Here is a 21788-nt window from a genome sequence, read left to right as displayed (position 1 = left end):
TTACCAAATAGTGATAAAATGGAAATAGCGAGGTGGAAAAATTAATAGAGTAAGGGGGGAGTAATATGAAAGCAACAGGAGTTATTCGAAAAGTAGACGAACTAGGAAGGATTGTTATTCCTAAAGAATTACGAGATGTATTAGGAATACAAATCAAATCACCACTTGAAATTTTTGTAGAAGAAGACAAAGTCATTTTACAAAAATATCAACCTTACAATGCGTGTCAAATAACAGGTGATGTTTCAGACCAGAACATATCATTAGCAAATGGAAGCATTACTGTTAGTATAGATGGAGCGAAACATGTAATAAAAGAAATAGAGAAATTTTTAAATAAGAGTGAGGTTTAGTCTTCATTTATATTATTTTAAAAATTATATAGCATTTTTAAAAAAAACTATAAAAGGGCCATTTAATGGTCCTTTTATTTTTATTTATTCGTTGAATCACTCGAACTGTTATTGCCTGCAAATCGCGGGATAAATGTTAGTAAGTTATATTGAGAAATATTTGAAATGAAGGGAAATAGAACAGTTAAAACGAATGTTAAATTTAAACCTATTCAATAGTGGTCTGAAATGAAAATAATATATTTTCAGGAGGGATTACGATGAACAGTAGTACGGCGAATAAACAAAAAGGTATACATTTGATTCCGTTTACCGTAAACAAGGTGGTTGAACAAGTAAATGAAATTCCACCAGGTGTACAACTGATTCACGCTCCACAAGTATGGGAGAAGAGCGCGAAAGGAAAAGATATTGTCGTTGCTGTTTTAGATACAGGGTGTGATATCAACCATATAGATTTAAAAGATCGTATTATAGGTGGAAAAAATTTCACGAAAGATTATGAAGGTGATCCAAATACTTATCTTGATAATAACGGACACGGTACTCATGTAGCTGGGACGATTGCAGCGACTGAAAATGGTGTTGGCGTATTAGGAGTGGCACCACTTGCTAAAATGTTAGTATTAAAAGTTTTAGCAGGAGATGGTTCTGGAAGTTATGAGCAAATTATTGAGGCCATTCATTATGCTGTAAATTGGAGAGGGCCAAATAAAGAGAAAGTGAGAATTATTTCAATGTCACTTGGTGGACCGCAAGACGTTCCGGAATTACATGAAGCAATTCAAAATGCGGTACAGCAAGATGTTCTCGTTGTGTGTGCGGCTGGCAATAATGGGGATTGCGATGATGACACAGAGGAACTAGACTTCCCAGGTGCTTACTCTGAGGTAATTGAAGTTGGTGCTGTCAATTTAGAGCGGAAAATTGCTTGTTTTAGTAATTCCAATCAAGAAATTGATTTAGTAGCGCCAGGTGATGAAATACTATCTACGTATCCAGAAGGGAAATATGCGGTATTAAGTGGAACTTCAATGGCGACACCACATGTTGCTGGAGCATTAGCACTTCTTATTAAGCAGTGCGAAAGAGAATATGGTAGAAACTTATCAGAGCCAGAAATATACGCACAACTAATAAAAAGAACTGTACCTTTAGGGTATGAACGTACATCTGAAGGGAACGGATTAATAGATTTATTAAAAGAATAGCAATTATTAAAAACCTCTCATATTCATATGAGAGGTTTTTAGTATGGCTCTGTTGCATGAAATACAACATGTAATAAACCAGGGAATCTAGCATTTAGATCTTCTTCACGAATTGAAATGAAACGCTGTGGAAAATAGCTTAAGAAGATTACAAACTGATTATATTGATTTATATTATTTACACTTTACAAATTCTGAAACAAGTTACATAGATTCAATCGGAGAGCTAACTCGTTTAAAAGAAGAAGGGAAAATCCGTTCAATTGGAATATCAAACGTAAACGTAGAGCAATTAAAAGAAGCGAATCAACACGGACATATAGATGTTGTACAATCGCCATACAATATGTTAGATCGTGCTGCTGAGAAAGAACTATTGCCGTATTGTATTGACGCAGGTATTTCATTTATTCCATATGGACCGCTTGCCTTTGGTATATTGGGTGGTAAATATACAGAAGATTTTAAATTGAACGAAGGTGATTGGCGCCAAAGTGTAAATTTATTTGAAGAAAATACATATAAGAATAACTTTAAGAAAGTAGAAAAGTTAAAAGGTTTAGCTGAAGAAAAGAATATCGAAGTATCGCATTTAGCTTTAGCGTGGTTATTAAACAAACAAGGAATTGATACTGTTATTCCTGGAGGAAAGCAGGCAGAGCAAATAAGAGAAAGTGTAAGAGCGGTGGATGCATCATTGAATGAACTGGACATGAAACAGATTGAATCAATATTAGAAGAGTAGTAATGCTAAGCGACCTTTCTTTTATACTATATAAAACAGTATTATAGGTAATAAAAATAAAAAAATATTACTGGAAGTATTTTATGGCCGTGGCGATTAGAAGATATGGTTAGTTTAATTAGAGGGGAGTTACAACAAAAATCTCGAATAAATAAAAAATCCCTATAGAGATAGGGATTTATATATCGGCATATCGTTCCTTGGAAAAGGATGTACTTAGTTTACCATGTTGAAGTACAAGTATTTGTGAAATAGATGTGAAAGTAATGTGAAAAATGCTTATGGTGAAAATCCTTGTAAATAAAAAGCACTGTTTTAGCTAATGTAACTAAAACAGTGCTTTTCTCTTTGATTGCACAGTTGCTGCATTTTCATCATGTATTCCTGTTTCTTCAATAATTCGCTTTTTTACTTTATTTAATAGATGGTCTATTGCTTCACCAAAATAGTTAGCTTCGCTTTTTGTGCGGGCTTCTCGTAAACATTTATAGTTTTCTAGCAGTTCCTCTTTTTCGGAGTTTGTTAAGAAATCTTCTATTTTCTTTTTTGTCATACGAAACACCCTTTCTTCTGACAAACGACGCAATAGAAAATATTTATTTTTCATTATAACAATAATTTTAAAAGGAAGCATAGACTAACGTCGTAATAATTTGTCAATTTCTTGAATCTTCTCATCAGCTTTCCCAATTTGCGTATTTTTAGCCTGCTCACCACCAAGAGCCTGATGAAGTAAAAATGTTTGACCGGAAATAGCAGTCACAATGGACACCTTTATTATTTCTTTTATTAAGGTGGCATCGAATAAAACGAGTCCGAGAAGTGCAGCTAGGCAGCCGGTAAAAATATCGGTTAAAAAACCAAAATGAAAAAAAGTTTTCAAACGGCGTGGAAGCAATAACTTACCTTGGTTATTGATTAGATGGGAAACGAAGCCAGTAATGCCACCAACGAGAACAGCGGTTAGCCATTGATACATTTCCATCGAATCCACTCCTTTTAGTGAATAAGATTCGATTTTTACATATTGATTCCTTTTAATATTTCATATAAACATATTGAGAAAGTTTGTTTGGTTATATTCCGTATTCAATTTAATTATAACAGAAAATTCCGATACGTTTCAGTCAATTATATGAATCGCTTTTACTATAATATGTTTGCAGAAAGGGGTACGTGATGTGAATATAGATTATCGAATAAGAAGTGTGGATGGTTATACGGAAAATGTAGGGGGATTAGTAAGTATGCTGGAGCATACGAGGGCTGTAACATTACAGGAAATAAAAAATCTATCAGTTGAGCAACTAGATTTAATTATGCCGAGTGGCGGAAATTCAATTGGTGCCTTATTAAAACATATAGCAGCTATAGAAAAAGTCCATCAGCTTATTTCATTTCAAGATCGTGATTTTACAAAAGAAGAATTAGAAATATGGGAAGATGCACTGTATTTAGGAGAAGCGGGGAGAACGATTCGTGGTCATGAAATACAGCATTATGTACAACTGTTGCAAAAAGTACGAGAAGAAACACTAAAGTGTTTGAGTGAACAGGCTGATAAATGGCTAATGTCAGAAAGAAAGTGGCCTAATGGCGTAGCGTATAATCAGCACTACCTTTGGTTTCATGTGCTAGAAGATGAAATTAGTCATCGCGGACAAATTAGAATGCTGAAAAATAAGTTGTTCGAAAATTACGTTAAATAAGGTAGCTTTTTATATGGATATTCCATATAATGAGAGTAATTAAAATAAGAACGGGGTGATGTATTATGGCGAAAATAACTTATATGAATAATAAACCAAATACAAAGGTGGATGGAAAGGGCGATATTCAGTAAGGCAGCGCGCAATCCTTCCACTTAGTTTAAACTAGGGAGGATATTCATTTGAATCAAAATATTTTAGAATCGTTCGGCTGGGATTCTTTTTTTGAAGAACAAGCTGTAGAGACCTTTGAAGTAGGGCGTATTTTACTTGAGCATAAGCATATATACCGTATTATTTGTAATGATGGTGAATATATGGCAGAACTGTCTGGGAAGTTTCGACATGAAGCAGTAACGAAGGGAGATTATCCAGCTGTTGGTGATTGGGTGTATATAAAGAAAATAGAGAATGAAAAGAAAGCGATTATTCATCGTATTTTTCCGCGAAGAAGCTCTTTTTCAAGACAAGAAGCTGGAACAAGAACTGAAGAACAGATTATAGCAGCAAATGTAGATTATCTATTTTTAGTGAATGCACTTAACCATGATTTTAACGTAAGAAGGATGGAGCGCTATTTATTATTAGCGTATGAAAGTGGTGCAATGCCTGTTATTGTTTTAACAAAACGTAGTTTATGTGGAGATGTGGAACAAAAAATTGTAGAAACGGAAGCTGTTGCAATTGGTGTTCCTATTTTCGTCGTTGATAGTTTAGAGAATGCAGGCATTGATTCGTTGAAACAATTCGTTTCTCCAGGAAAAACAATTGCTTTAGTCGGATCATCAGGGGTAGGGAAATCTACTTTGTTAAATGCGCTAATAGGAATTGATGTAGCGAAAACGGGAGATATACGTGAGGAAGACAGTAAAGGGAGGCATACGACAACTCATCGTGAGTTGTTCCAACTACCTAGTGGGGGCTTAGTCATTGATACGCCTGGCATGAGGGAGTTGCAGCTTTGGGAAGGAAGCGATGCAATTCAAACAACATTTTCTGATATTGAAGAACTAGCAAACACATGTCGTTTCCGGGATTGTAAACATGCGAATGAACCAGGGTGCGCAGTGCATAATGCAATTGATGATGGACGTATTACGATAGATCGTTTGCAAAGCTATAAAAAATTGCAAAGAGAACTGGCGTATTTTATAAGAAAACAAGATGCTATTCTTGCGAGAGCAGAACGTGATAAGTGGAAGAAGATTTCTAAACAGCATAAAAAATTGTAAAAAACCAAAGGGTGCCCCTTTGGTTTTTTTGTATGTAAATTTTATAATAATATTATCCGTATATATGGACAAATAGAAATTAATTGTTTAAACTTTACAAAGTATTCATCATAATAGGTTATGAAAATAGTAATTAGGGAATAGGGAAAATTCACAATTAACACAATTTAAATTTAAATATTGAATAGTAGGAGGAGCAGAATGGGTAAACTATTAAATTGGTTTCGTGATATGAAAGTAGCAAAAAAGCTATTAATTTCATTCTTTGTAATTTTAATTGCAGCGGTCTCTATTATTGGAGGCATGTCTTATCAAACAGCTAAAAAGAATTTTGAATCGCAAATTACGAGAAGTGCTCAGGACAACATAAAAATATTAGATAATTTAATCAATCAAATGATTGAAGAAAAATTTAATGATGTAAATAATTTTGCACGGATGATTCAAAGTAATATGTATCAGGGAGATAATCAAGATGAATTAAGGAAAATATTATCTCAATATATTAATTTGAATAATGATGTTGAACAAGTATATGTTGCCGGAAATGACAAGAAATTTGTGCAAGAACCAAATATACAAATGGCAGCAGACTATGACCCAACAGAGCGTTCTTGGTATAAAGATGCAGTTGCAAAACAAGGTGGTATTGTTATTACTGAGCCGTATAAGGCAAAAGGAAATGGACATATTGTCGTAACAATTGCAAAACAGACAGAAGATAAAAACGGTGTTGTTGCATTAGATTTAAGCTTAGATAATTTATTAAAAACAACAAAGTTAATCAATATTGGTAAAAAAGGATATGCTTTCATTTTAGATGGAAAACAAAAAATAATCGCTCATCCTCAAGAAAACTCAGGAGATAAAGCAGCGGATTCTTGGGCAAAGAAAATTTATGAAGATAATCATGGTGCATTTTCATATTCTTATGGCGATAGTGAAAAGAAAATGGTATTTGCTACAAACGTAAAAACAGGTTGGAAAATCGGTGGGACGATGTACTCCAATGAAGTAATTGAAGCTGCTCAACCTGTATTACATAATATGTTAATTGTTATGCTGATTGCATTAGTAGTAGGTGGAACGCTTATTTATTTTGTGACACTTTCTATTACGAAGCCTTTAAAGAGATTAGTTGTCACTTCTAAAGAAATAAGTGAAGGAGATTTAACACAAACAATTGAAATTCATTCTAATGATGAAATTGGTCAACTTGCAAAAGGATTTAATGAGATGACAGATGCATTGCGCACGTTAATTGGAAGGATTAACACTTCGGCTGGGCATGTTGCAGCAGCATCAGAAGAGCTAACTGCAAGTGTAAGACAAGCAAGTGAAGCGACTGAACAAATTACAATGGCCATGGATGAAATATCAAGTGGGGCAACGACACAAACAACAAGCGTAGAAAAGGGTGCTATGTTATTGTTTGATGTAACAGAAGGGATTCAGCTTGTAGCAAATAGTTCAACATCTATTAATACATCTTCTACTCATACTCGTGAAAAAGCAGAAGATGGTGGGAAACTAGTAGGAAAAACAGTAAATCAAATGCAGTCTATTGCAGAATCTGTTTCGCAATCAGATGCAGTTATACAGTTACTAAATAATAAATCAAAACAAATTGGTGATATATTAGAAGTAATCCAAAATATTGCAGATCAAACAAATCTTCTAGCTTTAAATGCGGCAATTGAAGCTGCAAGAGCTGGTGAGCATGGAAGAGGATTTGCAATCGTTGCAGATGAAGTACGCAAATTGGCAGAGCAGTCTAGTGTATCTTCCAGTGAAATTAGTAAATTAATATGTGAAATTCAAGATGACATGAGTAAGACAGTAAAATCTATGAATCATGTAAACGAAGAAGTTTAATCTGGACTTGTTATCGCAAATGAAACAAAGCAAAACTTTGCTGAGATTTTACAATCTACAAATGAAATTGCTGATCAAATTAAAACGATGGTTGAAACGGCAAATGGGATGTCAAATGGTGCAAATGAAGTATCTATTTCTGTAGGTCAAATTGCAATGACAGCACAGAGTAATGCGACGAGTACACAAAATGTTGCGGCTTCAGCTGAAGAACAATTAGCTTCGATGGAGGAGATTGGTTCTGCAGCGGGCACATTATCTCAAATGGCTGAAGAGTTACAAGTACTCATTGAAAGATTTAAAGTATAAAATAAAACAGGCTGTCTCAAGCATAGCAGTACGCTATTGGAGGCAGTCTGTTTTATTTCGTAAAAGGTCGATTGATGAGGCTAATAATTAAGAGTATCTTTGGGATTGCTAAAACTGTATTTTGGTTTATCCCGCTATCTGCCGGGCAGTAAGACGCCCACCTGAAAATTCGGCGAATGCAAGGGAGTTAGGTGGGCGTCGGGCTGCCCGTAAAAGCCCGATTGGTGAAGGTTAATAATCAGTGGGGGATGGAACCCCCCACTAATTAAAGTTTCACTTTATATTTGTCGAAAAATAGAGGTATTTGTTAACTTTGTGTATAATTATAATCATACAGAATATAAATAAAGGAGATTAATATGGGAGTGTATTGGGGTACAAAAAGACATTCTTGGCTTAGTTATGTTTCATTCTGGTTAAGTATTTCATTTTTTATTGTTTTTCTAATTGAAGTGTTTATATTAAAAACACTTTCGAATAGCTCAGTGCAAATTGTTAAATATTTTTATTTTATACTTGTGCCAGTAAACATCTTTCTTAGTTTAAGGTTACTTTTTAAGAAGAATGAAAAGAAGGCATTATCCATCTTTAGTTTAATTGTATCATTATTATTTACAATTTTAATTATAGTATTAGCATTAGCAGCTACAGGGAAATTTTTTTAAGGAGAGTGATATAAGTCACTCTTCTTTTTTTATGAAGCAAATGAATACGGTAAAAACGGTGATATATGGTACAATAAATATGGATAGTGATAGAGATAAAGGGTATATAAAATACTCATCGTTTTTAGTAAGAGAGGGGTTATCTTATGCTATACGAGGATTTGATGACATTATTCCAAGCTGCTCCGAAAGAGGAAGGTAGAGATGGCTGGAAATATATAATCCAAGAACAAAATGATAAATATGAAATTGTTGATGAAATGTTGAAAAATCAAATGAGTGTTGAACTGTATTTTAATGAATATGATGAGGTGAAAATCACTTTATATAAAGATGGAATTCCCATTTCTACTATGCAAAGAATTGCTATTTCAAAAGTAGAATTAGAAGAAGATGAAGAAGGAATTCAGTTCGTTTTAGAACGCATGCCTAGTCGAATGATTCGGTTGCAATTAAAGCCATATTTGGCATTGGAAATGGGTCCGTACTGGGAAGTATGTGATGATTGTGAATAAACATGAAAAAAGCATCCGTTATACACGGATGTTTTTTTCATGTTTTTTGAAGTTGTTTAAAAGCAATAATTGGTAGTAAAATGATGCTCACCCAGCCGATAATCGGGTATAGAATATGAAGTAATTCGCTATATCCGATGTAACTAAAGCAATAACTAATTAGTAATATGAAGTAAATAATGTTATTACTTTTCCATCCTGTAATGGATTGCATTTGTTTTGTCATTCCAAATATATTTCCAACTAACGTTGTGAATACTTCACCAAAAATGATAAGAACAAAGAAAAAGTGAAAAGTTGCATTAAACCTTCTTACGACTTCAGCCATTGGGATATTGTATTGATAAAATTGTTCAACTGATAAGATTGCTAAATGGCTGCATAATAAAATAAAACAAAGTCCTGCACCACCTAAAATTCCTCCCCATAAAATGGCCTTTCGATCCTTTACTTCACTGGCTAACGGGACAAGAACACTTTGGGCGAGCGAAAGATTTAATGCGACATATGTAATAGGGCTAGTAATCCATTTCATATTCCAACTTTCTGTAGGGACGGTGTTCATAATAGGAGTTGTACCATGAATAAAAGTTGTAATAGCGAGTCCGATAATAAAGATCATCATAATAGGAACGACAAGTGTATTTACTTCGAAAACACCTTGTAATCCCCGGCTCCCAATAATGAGACAAGCGATTATTGTGATGAAAATGCCAAGTTGTCTTGGAAGGCGGAGTTGTTCTTCAAATACTGCCCCAGCTCCTGATAACATTACGCTTGTTACACCAAATAATACGAGTAATAGTAATGTGTTTACGACATTTCCAAATACATCTCCAAACAAATATTTGTTGAATTCTTGTGCTGAAAATGCCCTGATTTGTGATGAAAGTAACATCATCTTTGTGCCGAGCCAAATAAAAAAAAATCCACTTATACATATGCCAATGGTCCCGTAAAATCCGTTAACTGTAAAAAATTCAACAATTTCTCGCCCGGTAGCAAATCCAGCTCCAACGACAGTTCCGATATAAGTAGCAGCGACTTTCTTTGCTACTTGCCATTGTTGATTGTCCATCTTATCCCTCTTTCTTCTATGATGAGCTTGACTTACTATTATGCATATGTGTGAGCTTGGACAATTAGACATATGAAGTAGTTGAAAGAATACATGAATTATATGATATTAGGGAAATATTAAGGTTATTAAGACTTTGTTACATATAAGCTGTTCATTCGAAAGCGTAGGAAATGTATGGTAAAATGTAGTTAGGTTACTAAAAGATAATAATTATAAAGTGATAAGAGGAGTGGATTGTATGAGTACGAAAACAAATGTTGTTGAAGTATTAAACAAGCAGGTAGCAAACTGGAATGTGTTATATGTGAAACTGCATAATTATCATTGGTATGTGACAGGACCACACTTCTTTACATTACATGAGAAATTTGAAGAGTTTTATAATGAAGCCGGAACGTATATTGATGAGTTAGCAGAACGCATTTTAGCGTTAGAAGGTAAACCGTTAGCGACAATGAAAGAATATCTCGTAACATCTAGTGTCAGCGAGGGGACAAGCAAAGAATCAGCAGAAGAAATGGTGCAAACATTAGTGAATGATTACTCTGCACTTATTCAAGAATTAAAAGAAGGTATGGAAGTTGCTGGTGAAGCTGGCGATGAAACATCAGCTGATATGTTGTTAGCAATTCATACAACATTAGAACAACATGTATGGATGCTAAGTGCGTTCTTAAAATAAAGATAAATATATAAAGAAAAAAACCATTGGAAAATTCTTTTAATGGTTTTTTCTTTTGTGATTTTTCAGTTTTCTTTTATGATATAATATAGTAAAAAGGAGGCGATGCAATGTTTCGCTTTTTCAGAACTGGAAAAGAAGAGCGGGAAATTACGAAAGATGAATTAGAACAAGCGATGGCTAAGTTTCTAGAAACGAACGCTAATATCGTTTATACAGTATTAGTAAATGATGATTATACAGTAAACTATGATTTATTAAAGCCGTATTTACCTGTATTTCCAACAAATGTTTTTCTTATTACGAAGGAAACGCTTGAGGTATTTGAGCATACAGAAGAAAATTTAAACCTAGTTAAAGAAATTGATATCGTACAAAAGGCGGTAGATCAATACGTAACAGAAAAAGAAATGTTCCCAATTGTTGAGGGTAGCGAAGATCGCCTTATATGCGGAATGAAACTAGGACCTTACTTAAATTGTATGTTAAAAAGAAATTTATATATTTCAGAAAAGCATTATTTAGTTTCAAGTAAGCCGGATAGAAAAAAACAGAAGAGCGGGTAGAAGGAATGAAAACAACAATAAATATATTGTTGTCTTTTTTTTGTTTATTAAAATATTGATTTTTCAGTCTATTTAACTTTATACTACAACTAGTGGATAGGAAGGAGTGGTGCATTATGCGTATACATACAGTAATTATTAAATATCATTCTGAGAATCAGGTGTTATTAAGTTGAATTGTAGAACTTAACTACTTATACCGTGACCCTAGAATGATAGGAAGAGTGGAGAAACAATTTATTATAAAAGGTTACGGAGGAATTTGTATATGAAAAATAGTATGACTTATATTAAGTTATTAAATGAAACGTTACATTGTTATGCAAATAAAGGAAGTTTTGAAGCATATTCTTATATTATGAAAAACGCTAAAGGTGTAATGGGTAATGAAGCGCAAATATATAATTTTAAATATGCGCTAGCAAGTGCAGCGGGGCTTGAAAAAGAAGCGTTGCATTTAATGAAGGAAGCAATTATAGTGAATGGATTTTGGTATGGAAGTGAGTATTTAATTTCAGACGACGATTTAAAACCACTTCATAAATATGAAGAGTTTCATATGATGGTTCAATTATGTAAAGAAAGAGAAGAAGTAGCAACGGCATCGGAACAAGCTGATGTGAAATTTATAGGCAGCAAGAAAAAGGAAAATCTACTAATCACAATGCATGGAGATCAAGAAAATATACAAATAGTAGCGCCCTATTGGAAATCTGCTTTGGAACAGGATTATATGCTAGCATTGCCTCAATCATCTCAAATTCAATTTTCAGATGGATATGTTTGGGATGATATAGAAAGAGGAAGAGAAGAGTTAAAAGGACTATATGATAAAGTTATAGTAAGTAATACTTTTAAAAATAGTATTATTGGTGGATTTTCTGCTGGGGCAAGAGTAGCGTTACATTCTATGTTACAAGGCGAACTAGAAGTGAACGGTTTTATTTTTATGGCACCGTGGCTCCCAGAAATTGAAGAATGGGAAGAACTGTTAGGAATATTACATGATAAAGGCACAAAAGGATATATAATATGTGGCGATCAAGATGAAGACTGTTTGGAAGGAACAGAGCGATTTGTACAGTTGTTAGGGGAGAAAAATATAGAACATAAGTATAAGATTGTGCCTAACTTAAATCATGATTATCCTAATAATTTTGATGAGCTATTAAAAGAAGCTATTGAATATATAGAAAGAAAAAACAATAAGTAGTAAGAAAGGGAGATACATCATAAGTGATGCATCTCCCTTTTGTAATTATAAAGTGAAACTTTAATCAGTGGGGGGTGTCCATCCCCCACTGATTATTAGCCCACACCAATCGGGCTTTTACGGACAGTTAATCTCCCGCCAAACTTCCTCGCCTGCGCCAAAGTTTGAGGTGGGAGTCTTACTGACCGTTAATGCGGGATAAATTAAAAGCATTTGCCAATAAGCGATAAGAGTTTAATTTATCTTCAAATCGATGAGTAATCGTGACAATCATAAACTCATCTGTATTGTATGTGTTGCTTAAGTTTACTATTTTTTCTTTCACAGAAGACGGATCACCGACGATCATACGTTGGCGATTCTCTTTTATACGAAATAAATCATAAGCGCTGTATGAATAATTTTGAGCCGTTTCGATAGAAGGTGTACCAGTAGTTCGTTTTCCTTGCTCTAGTAATAAGATTGATAGATCTAAACTAGAAGCAATTTTTTCCGCTTCTTCATTTGTTTCCCCGCAAATAACAAAAATAGCGACGATTGATTTTGGTTTATCTCCTAAAAAGGAAGGTTGAAATTGTTCCTGATAAGCCCTCATAACTTCTGGGCCCCCGAAGCCATTAATAAATTGCGCGAATGCGAAAGAAGCCCCATTGTTCGCTGCAATTTTAGCACTCTCCCCGCTAGAACCGAGCATCCACATTTCGGGTGATGTTGTGATAACTGGAGTAGCCTTTAAGTTTGCATAATGATGGTTTTCTGGTACTTGATCATGTAAGTACATTGCGACATCCGCAATTTGCTCTGGGTATTGATCAAGTGAGACCATTTTTCCTTCTTGAAGTGCGCGAGTTGCTATTGGCATACCACCAGGTGCTCTACCAACACCGAGGTCGATGCGGTTTGGATAAAGTGCTTCTAAGACACGGAAATTCTCGGCAACTTTATATGGGCTATAATGTGGCAACATAACACCGCCTGAACCAACTCTCATATGCCCTGTTTTCGCTGCAATATGAGAAATAAGTATTTCTGGGCTTGAACCAGCTAGACTCACGGAATTATGATGCTCGGATACCCAAAAACGTGTAAATCCTAGTTTTTCAACTTCTTGTGCAAGCGTAACTGTATGTGAAAAAGCTTCAATTGCTGTGCTACCATCTGAAATAGGTGATTGATCTAAAACACTTAATTTGATCATAGAATATACCTCTCAATTTTAATGTACATCCTATTATATATTTACTTACGAAAAATGCGTAATAAAATGCTCAAAATGAAAAGCGGATAATCTTATTCCACTATTTGTGAACAGTAAGACTCCCATCTCAAGATTCGATGAATGCGAGGGAGTTAGGTGGGAGTCGGGCTTTTAACGAGAAAATCCCCGTTCATAATGATTCATTTCGACTAAGTTTAAAATATATTCGTAGTTATCAATTTCATGTTTTATTTGTTCACGTTCCTTTTCAGATAGTTTCACGCTACAAAGTTTTTTGAATAACTGTTGCTTCTTTAATTCTAAATGCTTTTTTGTAGCATGGTAGTCATAAGTATTTTTTATTTGCATCACCCCTTCTTTACCTTTGTTTTATTTTATGAAGCATGGGGAAGAGATGAGAGATATACCTTATGTACTTTTAGTGAATATTCCGCTTGCAAGGGTGTTATGTTTATAGGGAGTTATGAATAAAATGCACTAAACCACTAATGCACATTTTATGAAGTAAGGGGTGGAATTGTGCAGAAAGATATAATGTATAACACTGAGATGGATGAAACGTTAAAAGTTATAGATAAGGGATTGAATAAGACGACACGCCCGAAACGAATTATTGTAGTAGGGGCTGGTATGGCTGGATTAGTTTCGGCATCTTTATTAAAAGTGGCAGGACATGAAGTGAAGATCTTTGAAGCAAACAATCGGGTAGGTGGCCGTATTGAGACGGTTAGAATGGAAGATACCGGATTATATTTGGATGTTGGAGCGATGAGAATTCCGTATGCACACACTTTAACGATGGCATATATAAAAAAGTTTGGGCTACAGGTGAGCCCTTTTATTAATAGGAATGAGACAGATATCATTTACGTAAATGGTCGGAAAACGACATTACAACAATATGAAAAAGATCCAAGTATATTAAAGTATCCTGTGGAAATGAATGAAGTGGGGAAAACGTCTGAGGAACTACTATTGTTAGCGGTACAGCCCATTATAAATTTTATAAAAAAGAATCCAGAGAAAAATTGGGATGTTGTAATAAAGGATTTTGGGAGATACTCTACAGGACAATTTTTAAAGTATCATCCTTATCAATATAATACTTACTTTTCACCAGTAACGATTGAGATGATTGGTGTTCTATTAGATTTAGAAGGATTTTTGGAAAGGTCATTTGTTGAGACGTTACGTTTTTTGTATACTATGCAAGAGGAAAGCGGATTTTGCGAAATAGTAGGCGGGAATGATAGATTACCAAAGTCTTTTTTACCACAATTAAAAGAAAATATTATATATAATCAAAAACTAATGAAGCTACATCAACACGATAACGGAGTGACGGCTTTCTATCGGAACGAGGGAACTTTTGAATATAGTAGTATTACAGGGGATTTAGTTATTGTTACCATTCCGTTTTCGACAATGCGTTTTGTAGAAATAGACCCATTTGATTCAATATCTCATGAAAAATGGAAAGCAATTCGTGAATTACATTATATGCCTGCGACGAAAATAGGAATTCAATTAAAAAGCCGATTTTGGGAGGAACAGGGGCAATTAGGTGGCAGAATAATAACAGATTTGCCAATTCGTTACGCCTATTATCCAAGTCATGGAATTGGAGAGAAAGGACCTGCTATGATGTTAGGAAGTTATACATGGTCTTATGATGCGTTGTTATGGGATGGGTTATCAAAGGGGGATCGAATTTATTACGCATTACAAAACTTAGCAACAATATTAGGTGGTCAAGTGTATGATGAGTTCATATCTGGAATATCAAAAAGTTGGACATTAGATCCATATGCACTTGGAGGATTTGCTCTTTTTCAAGCTGGTCAAGAATCTGAACTACAGCCAGTCATTGTAAAACCAGAGGGAAGAATATACTTTGCCGGCGATCATACAACGTTATATCACGGATGGATACAAGGTGCGATTGAATCTGGAGTTCGTGTTGCGGTAGAGGTAAATGAACAAAATGTTTAAAATTCAGAAATTTCTTTACTATATAATTTGAGATGGATAGTATTATATACAAAAGAATTATAGGGAGTGCTTACAATGAATCCGTTATTATTCGATTTTCCTTCTGAATTTTATACTGAAAGGCTATTTATTCGAATGCCGAAACCAGGTGATGGTAAAGTTGTATATGATGCAATTCAAGCTTCAATGCAAGAATTAAAACCTTGGATGGTTTTTGCACAAAAAGAGCAAACAGCGGAAGAAATAGAAGAGAGTATTAGAAAATCACATATTCAATTTTTGCAGCGTGAGGATTTGAGATTGTTAGTTTTTTCGAAAGAAACAGGTGAATTTATTGCTTCTAGCGGATTACATCGTATTAACTGGGATATACCTCAATTTGAAATCGGGTATTGGATTGATTCAAGGTTTAGTGGAAAGGGCTATATGGTAGAGGCTGCGAAAGGTATAACAGATTACGCTTTTTCTGAACTGAAAGCAAACCGCGTAGAAATTCGTTGTGATTCTCTAAATAAGAAGAGTAGAGCGATACCAGAGAAATTAGGCTTTAAATTAGAGGGTATTTTAGAAAGTGCCAGTGTTGCGGTAGATGGAAATGGATTAAAGGATATGTGTGTATTTGCAATGACAAGAAATACATATGAAAAAGAAGAGCTGTAAAGTAACAGCTCTTCTTTTTGTGCATTACGGTACAGGATGTCCGTTAGAACTTTCGAAAATTGTAAACCATTGTTGGCGGTCTAAATTAACTTTTGTTGCCATTGCAGCCGTTTTTACTCGATCTAATTTGCCAGAGCCAACAATCGGCATCATGTTAGCTGCATGCGCAAGTAACCATGCATACATAACAGTATCTATGCTGTTAACACCTAGCTCACTAGCAATTTTTTGCACAGTTTCACGTACACGTACAGCATGTTCAGTTTGACCAGTAAAGATTTCACCACCAGCAAGAGGTGACCAAATCATTGGATTGATTCGTTTTTCTTGGCATAAATCAATCGTACCTTTTTCAAAATGCTCAAGTTGCAACGCAGATACTTCAATTTGATTCGTAATAAGCGGGAAATCTAAATACGAACTTAACATATTAAACTGTGAAGGTAAAAAGTTAGATACACCGAAGTGACGAACCTTCCCTTCTTGCTTTAAGCGTGAGAACGCTTCAGCCACTTCATTTGGATTCATAAATGGATCAGGGCGATGAATGAGCAATACATCAATATAATCTGTATGTAAGTTTTTTAGTGAATCTTCCGCGCTCTTTATGATATGTTCAGCACTCGTATTGTAGTGAGCAACATATCGTTCTGGAAATTTCGTTGATGGGGGAGCGATTCCACATTTTGTGACAATTTGCATGTTTTCACGTAAGGAAGGCTTTAGTTGTAACGCTTCTCCAAATATTCCTTCACACGTATACCCGCCATAAATGTCAGCGTGATCAAAAGTAGTAATCCCCATATCCATACATTCTTCAATAAAAGAAAGTAATTCTTGTTTCGTCATATTCCATTCTGCTAAACGCCAAAAACCTTGAATAATACGAGAAAATTCTAGAGTTTCGGCCATTTGAACTCGTTCCATTATAAGTACCCCCTTGATGAATGCTTATTATTTTGAAAAGGCTTTCTTGCTACGTATTATTATATAGTTAGAGGGGCGTACATACAATAAATATGTTTTTCTACAAAAACGATTTTCTCTATATGCTATAATGTAAAAACATATAGTTATAAGGAGAGGACGAAATGATTCCAGTAACAATATTAACGGGTTTTCTTGGATCCGGGAAAACGACATTATTAAATCGCATTTTATCAGAAGATCACGGCAAAAAATTAGCAGTGATTGTAAATGAAATAGGGCAAATTGGTATCGATAATCAGTTGATTATGAATGTTGAAGAAGAAATTATGGAAATGACAAACGGCTGTTTATGCTGTACTGTACGTGAAGATTTACTCGTTGCTTTAAAACAATTACTGGACGTAAAAGCAGAAGGGAAAATGGACTTTGATGGCTTAGTAATTGAAACGACTGGTCTTGCAAATCCAGGACCGATTATACAAACATTCTTTTTAGATCCAGTAATTCAATCTGCATATCAAATTAACGGTGTTGTAACAGTAGTAGATAGTTACCATATACATAAACATTTTGAAAAAGGGCTAGAAGCAAAGGAACAAATTGCATTTGCAGATGTCGTTTTAGTAAATAAATTAGATTTAATTGACGAAAGTGAAAAAGGAAATCTTCTGCATGAACTGCAAGGAATTAACCCGACTGCAAAATTAATCGAGACGACTAACTGTGAGGTAGATATATCATCGTTACTACAAATTCAAACGTTTAAAACGAAAGATACGTTACAAATTTACCCTCATAAAGAACATAATCATCTGGAAGGTGTAAAATCATTTGTATTACGTGAAGAGCGTCCGTTAGATTTACAAAAATTAAATGAGTGGATGTCAGCTGTCGTTCAAGAGCTAGGCGAATATTTATATCGTTACAAAGGAATTTTATCGATAGATGGAGTAGATAAACGTATTGTGTTCCAAGGCGTCCATACGTTATTTGCCGCTTCGTACGATAGAGAGTGGCAAGAGGGAGAAGAGCGAGTAAGTGAAGTAGTTTTCATCGGAAAAGATATTAATAAAGAATGGTTCCAAGAACATTTCCAAGAGTGTGTGAAATAAGTCTGCGTAATTGCAGGCTTATTTTTTTAGGAGCATTGTATTAGAGAGAGTATTAGATTGCAACAACGAAGCACATAAGGGAAAGAAACTAAAAATAGAAAACATAACATTGATAAATAATAAAAAGCCTGTTTTCACAGACTTGTATTTTCATCTATTAGTAATTCCATTACAACACCTACAACTGGACCCTCGTCATCAATATCCCCGTTTAAACGGAAGCCGAATGACTCATATAGTCCCATTGCGAGTTTGTTGTCTGGATGTAAACTTAAATAAATTATTTTACATTCAAATTTTTCTTGTAAGAATTGAATGAGTAAGCGAAGGAAACGTTTTGCGTATCCTTTTCCTTGATATTGTTGGTCAATCATAAAGCGATCTAGCCAAACACTTTTATGTTCTTCCGAATACCATCCATACATTGCATACCCTACAAGTGTTTCTCCATCATATAAACCTACTGACGTTCCGTTTCCTTCATATAATGATTCTGCTAAAGAAAACGCATTACTTTCAATAAATTGCTGCTGGTCTTTTGCTACGTTTAAAGCAGCTACTGAACGCCAATTTTTTGCTGTTACTTCACAAATGTGAAGAGTCATAATTCCAACTCACCTTCTAAATTAATATAGCTTAAAAGCTAATATGGATAATTTTACTTGTTATTTCAGTCTAGTCAAGCAGAAGAACATAAAAAGTCGGCTAAATGACATATTTAGCCGACTAGAAAATATAATTGGTTAGTTTGTCGCTTCTTTTAATGTATTTACGTTTTCTTCCATTAAAGTGAAGTAATCTTTATTGTTTTTCGCATCGTCTTCAGAAATAGTAGCAAGATGATTTAAGCGTAAAACTGTTGTACCGGTCTCTTTTTGAATAACTGATGCTACTTTTGGAGTAGAGAATGTTTCAAATAAAATATATTTTAAGTTATGTTCTTTTACTGTTTTTGTAATGTCAGCAAGCTGTTTTTGAGATGGTTCATCAGATGCTGAAATTCCAGCGATTGGGATTTGTTTTAAACCGTATCGTTGTTCCCAGTAGCCATAAGCTGCATGTGAAACTAATATTTCTTTCGTTTTTGCGTTTGCAACGACAGCTTTAAATTGATCATCTAAATCAGTAAATTTTGTTTGTAGTGCTGCAAAGTTTTTTTCGAACTCTTTTTTATGTTCCGGTTGTAATTCTACAAGTGCATTTTTAATTTTTTCTGCTTGTTTCATCGCAAGAGTAGGGTCTATCCAAAGGTGTGGGTCTTTATCGTGATGATGTTCATCTTCTTTATGACCGTCTCCATGATCGTGCTGCTCTTCTTCAGATGAAGCACGCAGTTCAATACCTTTAGATGCATTTACAATTTTTACGTTTTCTTTTTTTAATGATTTTTCCATTTTTTCGGCAAATGGTTCTAATTCTGCGCCGTTATAAACAAATAAATCGGCTTTTGCAACTTGTACTGTTTGTTTTTGACTTGGTTCAAATGTATGTGAATCTGCACCGGGTGGGTAAATTGCTTCAACTGTTACATAGTCGCCACCAATTTTTTTTGCGAAATCAGCAAGTGGGAAAATAGTTGTATAAACAGTTAGCTTTCCATCCTTCTTGGCAGTATCTTCTTTTTTATTTGAGCAACCAGCAAAAATTAAAGTGAAAATAAGTAAGAATGAAAATACAGTCAATCTTTTAGGCATGAAGTTCTCCTCTTTTCTTTTTTTTACGGATATATTTTCCCCAATTATAGAAGAAAAATATCATTTTAATACAAAACGGAATAATTACGTTTTAGTTTGCGAACTTAGTATAATACATCTTTAATAAAGTTGCAATAAATAATAATCATTACGATTTGATTTTGTTCTAAAGTTGTCAAATATAGATGTATTATTTTTGTGAATGCATGCATATGTGACAACGCTGCTTTCATATATTTGAAAGGAGGGAGAAGAGGGGGATGAGTATTTGGGTTATTTAATGGAAGCTATCTTATTGATATTAGCGGTAGTATTGCCATTATCTTTTGTTCTCATTTTTTTAAGAAGGTTAATAAGTAATTTAGGGGATGCATCAACAATAACAAAATTGCCAATGGAAGAAAAAGAAAAGAAAAAAGAGTAAGTAAAGCACTATGCATACGCATAGTGCTTTACTTATGGTAATATAAAAAGAAGGAAACTCCTAAAAGTTGTATTTTGCTGAAGGAGAGAAAAGGAAACTAAGAGGTATATGCATATATGAATACACGAACAGCGTTAGTACTTGGTGCAAGTGGTTTAGTTGGGCAAGAGATAACGCGTCTATTACTTGAATCAGATTACTACGATTCGGTTACTATTTTTGTAAGAGAACCAATGCAATGGCAACATGAGAAGTTACAGCAGAAGCAAGTAGATTATTCTGTATTAGAGGAATATAAAGAGTTTTTTGCTGTAGATGATGTTTTTAGTTGTCTAGGAACAACAATAAAAAAAGCAAAAACAAAGGCGAATTTTAAAAAAGTAGATTATGAATATACGTTACGAGCAGCTTGTCTAGCTGAAAAACAAGGGGTGCAAAATTTCCTTGTTGTGTCTTCAATGGGAGCAAATCCTAAATCGTTTTTCTTTTATTCACAAGTAAAAGGGAAAATGGAAGAGGAATTGCAAAAGTTAGTGATCGGTGGTATTCACATTTTTAGGCCATCTTTATTAGTAGGCAATCGACAAGAATTTCGTTTCGGTGAACGAATGGCTGAAAAGTTATCTCGTATTATTCCTTTTATATTTAAAGGGGCTTTCAAAAAGTATAAACCCATTTCAGCTAAAGATGTGGCGAAAGGGATGTATATAACTGCGCTGCGAGAAGAATCAGGTATCTATACTTATAATTCAAATGAAATTACAACGATAGAATAAATAAAACCGAGAAGAATATGTAATACTGAATCTAAAATAATTAAAGATATATAAGATATACTACACGACAACACATGTTGTTTAACAATGTAGTTTTAAGGTGTATCAACACTTTGCTTGATACACCTATTTTTTATCACCCATTTATCACTACATTCAAACTCTTTATTACCACTTTTATTACTACATTCATTAAGTCAATAAATATGTTATGTCCTTTCTTTTAAAACTGCCTTCTTTACTTTAAGTACAATACTTCACAATTTTTTTACACCTAAATAAATTCAATCTCTTAAAAGTGTTATCCATGTAAAAAGATGCCACCTTATTAAAGAAAAGCGCCCTATAGTGGAATAACAAAATAGAGAAATAGAAACAACTTAGGTTATTTTCCTTCAAGTAGGGGTAGCATCACACATCCATCAACTTAACGTATATTTTTATACAAAATGCGGTCTTTCCACGTAGTTTTTTATTATCTTTTATAGATGTTATAAAAGTAGGCACATCAAATAAACCCTGACGGGTTTCAAATTTTTCGCTATGCTACCTGATGGGCAGAAGTGGTATACTCATACACAACACCTAAAATATCAAAGACTGTTTTTTTCTCATATCTGTGAGATTTTCGTCCGTTTCGCTGTAGGAGGTTAAACAGACGAAGGAGAATCTTTGATAATTCTTGGGTGTTTTTATGTAGTGCTTGATGAAAAAGTAAGAAATAATCTTTAATTATGTACATCGCTTTATATTCACTTAGTTCTTTCTGTTTCTTACGTAACAGGAGTTCTCTCATTTTAAACATAGTAGAAGAACATAATAGGA

24 protein-coding genes and 3 pseudogenes are annotated in these 21788 nt (G+C 34.2%); 17 read left to right on the top strand and 10 right to left on the bottom strand.

Features of this window, described 5'->3' with window-relative positions; genetic code table 11:
• The first annotated feature begins 65 nt into the window (after positions 1–65).
• Together MR065_RS15370 and MR065_RS15365 are read left to right on the top strand one after the other, a co-directional pair.
• Entirely contained in the window at positions 66–353 is a 288-nt protein-coding gene (locus MR065_RS15370) for an AbrB/MazE/SpoVT family DNA-binding domain-containing protein (RefSeq protein ID WP_097906030.1), read from the top strand.
• Positions 354–613: 260 nt separating this feature from the next.
• Complete coding sequence (locus MR065_RS15365; protein ID WP_242214249.1) at positions 614–1564, top strand: serine protease; 951 nt, start codon at positions 614–616, stop codon at positions 1562–1564.
• Positions 1565–1602: 38 nt separating this feature from the next.
• Here the strand turns inward: MR065_RS15365 and MR065_RS15360 are convergent.
• A pseudogene (locus MR065_RS15360) lies at positions 1603–1692 on the bottom strand (transcriptional regulator); the annotation flags it as partial.
• On the opposite strand from MR065_RS15360, the pseudogene MR065_RS15355 reads away from it, so the two are divergent.
• Positions 1686–2309, top strand: a pseudogene (locus MR065_RS15355) (aldo/keto reductase); the annotation flags it as partial. The pseudogenes MR065_RS15360 and MR065_RS15355 sit on opposite strands and share 7 nt — an antisense overlap.
• 328 nt (positions 2310–2637) lie before the next feature.
• Here the strand turns inward: MR065_RS15355 and MR065_RS15350 are convergent.
• A complete protein-coding gene (locus tag MR065_RS15350; protein ID WP_141558149.1) occupies positions 2638–2862 on the bottom strand; it encodes a hypothetical protein in 225 nt (74 codons plus the stop codon).
• 84 nt (positions 2863–2946) lie between these two features.
• Entirely contained in the window at positions 2947–3294 is a 348-nt protein-coding gene (locus MR065_RS15345; RefSeq protein WP_002118502.1) for a DUF4257 domain-containing protein, read from the bottom strand.
• 196 nt (positions 3295–3490) lie between these two features.
• Here MR065_RS15345 and MR065_RS15340 point away from each other — a divergent pair, with 196 nt between their 5' ends.
• The 6 genes from MR065_RS15340 (at position 3491) to MR065_RS15320 (ending at position 8614) form a co-directional block, all read left to right on the top strand.
• Complete coding sequence (locus MR065_RS15340; protein WP_242214248.1) at positions 3491–4018, top strand: DinB family protein; 528 nt, start codon at positions 3491–3493, stop codon at positions 4016–4018.
• 182 nt (positions 4019–4200) lie between these two features.
• Positions 4201–5250 carry a ribosome small subunit-dependent GTPase A gene (gene rsgA, locus MR065_RS15335; RefSeq protein ID WP_242214247.1) on the top strand — a complete coding sequence of 350 codons (1050 nt, stop codon included), beginning with the start codon at positions 4201–4203 and terminating at the stop codon, positions 5248–5250.
• A 201-nt stretch (positions 5251–5451) separates the two neighbouring features.
• On the top strand, positions 5452–7125 hold the full coding sequence (locus MR065_RS15330) for a HAMP domain-containing methyl-accepting chemotaxis protein (RefSeq protein ID WP_472927163.1): 1674 nt from the start codon (positions 5452–5454) through the stop codon (positions 7123–7125).
• 87 nt (positions 7126–7212) lie between these two features.
• Complete coding sequence (locus MR065_RS27900; RefSeq protein WP_472927162.1) at positions 7213–7434, top strand: hypothetical protein; 222 nt, start codon at positions 7213–7215, stop codon at positions 7432–7434.
• A gap of 359 nt (positions 7435–7793) precedes the next feature.
• The gene (locus MR065_RS15325; protein ID WP_242214246.1) at positions 7794–8099 is read left to right on the top strand and encodes a hypothetical protein; all 306 of its coding nucleotides are present in this window, start codon (positions 7794–7796) and stop codon (positions 8097–8099) included.
• Between the two features lie 146 nt (positions 8100–8245).
• A complete protein-coding gene (locus MR065_RS15320) occupies positions 8246–8614 on the top strand; it encodes a DUF3979 family protein (RefSeq protein WP_242214245.1) in 369 nt (122 codons plus the stop codon).
• A gap of 37 nt (positions 8615–8651) precedes the next feature.
• On the opposite strand, the gene MR065_RS15315 is transcribed toward MR065_RS15320, so the two are convergent.
• Positions 8652–9692, bottom strand: coding sequence for a YkvI family membrane protein (locus tag MR065_RS15315; protein WP_242214244.1), 1041 nt, complete (start codon positions 9690–9692; stop codon positions 8652–8654).
• Between the two features lie 241 nt (positions 9693–9933).
• On the opposite strand from MR065_RS15315, the gene MR065_RS15310 reads away from it, so the two are divergent.
• From MR065_RS15310 to MR065_RS15300, 3 genes are all read left to right on the top strand, one after another.
• Positions 9934–10377 carry a Dps family protein gene (locus MR065_RS15310; RefSeq protein ID WP_242214243.1) on the top strand — a complete coding sequence of 148 codons (444 nt, stop codon included), beginning with the start codon at positions 9934–9936 and terminating at the stop codon, positions 10375–10377.
• Between the two features lie 110 nt (positions 10378–10487).
• On the top strand, positions 10488–10943 hold the full coding sequence (locus MR065_RS15305) for a DUF3939 domain-containing protein (RefSeq protein WP_242214242.1): 456 nt from the start codon (positions 10488–10490) through the stop codon (positions 10941–10943).
• A gap of 268 nt (positions 10944–11211) precedes the next feature.
• Entirely contained in the window at positions 11212–12156 is a 945-nt protein-coding gene (locus MR065_RS15300) for an alpha/beta hydrolase (protein WP_242214241.1), read from the top strand.
• Positions 12157–12334: 178 nt separating this feature from the next.
• Here MR065_RS15300 and MR065_RS15295 read toward each other — a convergent pair whose 3' ends face one another.
• Together MR065_RS15295 and MR065_RS15290 are read right to left on the bottom strand one after the other, a co-directional pair.
• Positions 12335–13354, bottom strand: coding sequence for an LLM class flavin-dependent oxidoreductase (locus MR065_RS15295; RefSeq protein ID WP_242214240.1), 1020 nt, complete (start codon positions 13352–13354; stop codon positions 12335–12337).
• 171 nt (positions 13355–13525) lie between these two features.
• A complete protein-coding gene (locus MR065_RS15290) occupies positions 13526–13717 on the bottom strand; it encodes a DUF3896 family protein (protein WP_242214314.1) in 192 nt (63 codons plus the stop codon).
• Positions 13718–13894: 177 nt separating this feature from the next.
• Here MR065_RS15290 and MR065_RS15285 point away from each other — a divergent pair, with 177 nt between their 5' ends.
• Entirely contained in the window at positions 13895–15367 is a 1473-nt protein-coding gene (locus MR065_RS15285; RefSeq protein ID WP_242214239.1) for a flavin monoamine oxidase family protein, read from the top strand.
• Positions 15368–15442: 75 nt separating this feature from the next.
• Positions 15443–16027, top strand: coding sequence for a GNAT family N-acetyltransferase (locus MR065_RS15280; RefSeq protein ID WP_242214238.1), 585 nt, complete (start codon positions 15443–15445; stop codon positions 16025–16027).
• A 24-nt stretch (positions 16028–16051) separates the two neighbouring features.
• Here MR065_RS15280 and MR065_RS15275 read toward each other — a convergent pair whose 3' ends face one another.
• Positions 16052–16954: an aldo/keto reductase gene (locus MR065_RS15275; protein WP_242214237.1), complete on the bottom strand. Its 903-nt coding sequence runs from the start codon at positions 16952–16954 to the stop codon at positions 16052–16054.
• Between the two features lie 164 nt (positions 16955–17118).
• On the opposite strand from MR065_RS15275, the gene MR065_RS15270 reads away from it, so the two are divergent.
• Complete coding sequence (locus MR065_RS15270) at positions 17119–18069, top strand: CobW family GTP-binding protein (RefSeq protein ID WP_242214236.1); 951 nt, start codon at positions 17119–17121, stop codon at positions 18067–18069.
• A gap of 134 nt (positions 18070–18203) precedes the next feature.
• Here the strand turns inward: MR065_RS15270 and MR065_RS15265 are convergent, their stop codons facing one another.
• Together MR065_RS15265 and MR065_RS15260 are read right to left on the bottom strand one after the other, a co-directional pair.
• Complete coding sequence (locus MR065_RS15265) at positions 18204–18674, bottom strand: GNAT family N-acetyltransferase (RefSeq protein WP_242214235.1); 471 nt, start codon at positions 18672–18674, stop codon at positions 18204–18206.
• 138 nt (positions 18675–18812) lie between these two features.
• Positions 18813–19763 carry a metal ABC transporter substrate-binding protein gene (locus tag MR065_RS15260; protein WP_242214234.1) on the bottom strand — a complete coding sequence of 317 codons (951 nt, stop codon included), beginning with the start codon at positions 19761–19763 and terminating at the stop codon, positions 18813–18815.
• A gap of 268 nt (positions 19764–20031) precedes the next feature.
• Here MR065_RS15260 and MR065_RS15255 point away from each other — a divergent pair, with 268 nt between their 5' ends.
• Positions 20032–20187, top strand: coding sequence for a hypothetical protein (locus MR065_RS15255; protein WP_164881572.1), 156 nt, complete (start codon positions 20032–20034; stop codon positions 20185–20187).
• Positions 20188–20303: 116 nt separating this feature from the next.
• Positions 20304–20963, top strand: a complete 660-nt coding sequence (locus MR065_RS15250; protein ID WP_098768258.1) for an oxidoreductase — start codon at positions 20304–20306, stop codon at positions 20961–20963.
• 541 nt (positions 20964–21504) lie between these two features.
• On the opposite strand, the pseudogene MR065_RS15245 reads toward MR065_RS15250, so the two are convergent.
• Positions 21505–21788: pseudogene (locus MR065_RS15245) on the bottom strand (IS4 family transposase); the annotation flags it as partial.

Origin of the sequence: Bacillus cereus group sp. BfR-BA-01383 (assembly GCF_022663495.1) — a bacterium.
In the GTDB taxonomy this organism is placed as follows: domain Bacteria; phylum Bacillota; class Bacilli; order Bacillales; family Bacillaceae_G; genus Bacillus_A; species Bacillus_A cereus_AU.
Note: the sequence above shows the minus strand (reverse complement) of the source record. Positions and strands in the feature narration are given on the sequence as shown.

Excerpts from the sequence above, each read along its gene's own strand:
- MR065_RS15295 (WP_242214240.1), bottom strand. The coding sequence starts at position 13,354 with ATGATCAAATTAAGTGTTTTAGATCAATCACCTATTTCAGATGGTAGC.
- MR065_RS15305 (WP_242214242.1), top strand. The coding sequence starts at position 10,488 with ATGTTTCGCTTTTTCAGAACTGGAAAAGAAGAGCGGGAAATTACGAAA.
- MR065_RS15320 (WP_242214245.1), top strand. The coding sequence starts at position 8,246 with ATGCTATACGAGGATTTGATGACATTATTCCAAGCTGCTCCGAAAGAG.
- MR065_RS15345 (WP_002118502.1), bottom strand. The coding sequence starts at position 3,294 with ATGGAAATGTATCAATGGCTAACCGCTGTTCTCGTTGGTGGCATTACT.
- MR065_RS15365 (WP_242214249.1), top strand. The coding sequence starts at position 614 with ATGAACAGTAGTACGGCGAATAAACAAAAAGGTATACATTTGATTCCG.
- MR065_RS15310 (WP_242214243.1), top strand. The coding sequence starts at position 9,934 with ATGAGTACGAAAACAAATGTTGTTGAAGTATTAAACAAGCAGGTAGCA.
- MR065_RS15265 (WP_242214235.1), bottom strand. The coding sequence starts at position 18,674 with ATGACTCTTCACATTTGTGAAGTAACAGCAAAAAATTGGCGTTCAGTA.
- MR065_RS15280 (WP_242214238.1), top strand. The coding sequence starts at position 15,443 with ATGAATCCGTTATTATTCGATTTTCCTTCTGAATTTTATACTGAAAGG.
- MR065_RS15260 (WP_242214234.1), bottom strand. The coding sequence starts at position 19,763 with ATGCCTAAAAGATTGACTGTATTTTCATTCTTACTTATTTTCACTTTA.
- MR065_RS15300 (WP_242214241.1), top strand. The coding sequence starts at position 11,212 with ATGAAAAATAGTATGACTTATATTAAGTTATTAAATGAAACGTTACAT.
- MR065_RS15275 (WP_242214237.1), bottom strand. The coding sequence starts at position 16,954 with ATGGAACGAGTTCAAATGGCCGAAACTCTAGAATTTTCTCGTATTATT.
- MR065_RS15325 (WP_242214246.1), top strand. The coding sequence starts at position 7,794 with ATGGGAGTGTATTGGGGTACAAAAAGACATTCTTGGCTTAGTTATGTT.
- MR065_RS15250 (WP_098768258.1), top strand. The coding sequence starts at position 20,304 with ATGAATACACGAACAGCGTTAGTACTTGGTGCAAGTGGTTTAGTTGGG.
- MR065_RS15315 (WP_242214244.1), bottom strand. The coding sequence starts at position 9,692 with ATGGACAATCAACAATGGCAAGTAGCAAAGAAAGTCGCTGCTACTTAT.
- MR065_RS27900 (WP_472927162.1), top strand. The coding sequence starts at position 7,213 with ATGGTTGAAACGGCAAATGGGATGTCAAATGGTGCAAATGAAGTATCT.
- MR065_RS15330 (WP_472927163.1), top strand. The coding sequence starts at position 5,452 with ATGGGTAAACTATTAAATTGGTTTCGTGATATGAAAGTAGCAAAAAAG.
- MR065_RS15350 (WP_141558149.1), bottom strand. The coding sequence starts at position 2,862 with ATGACAAAAAAGAAAATAGAAGATTTCTTAACAAACTCCGAAAAAGAG.
- MR065_RS15370 (WP_097906030.1), top strand. The coding sequence starts at position 66 with ATGAAAGCAACAGGAGTTATTCGAAAAGTAGACGAACTAGGAAGGATT.
- MR065_RS15270 (WP_242214236.1), top strand. The coding sequence starts at position 17,119 with ATGATTCCAGTAACAATATTAACGGGTTTTCTTGGATCCGGGAAAACG.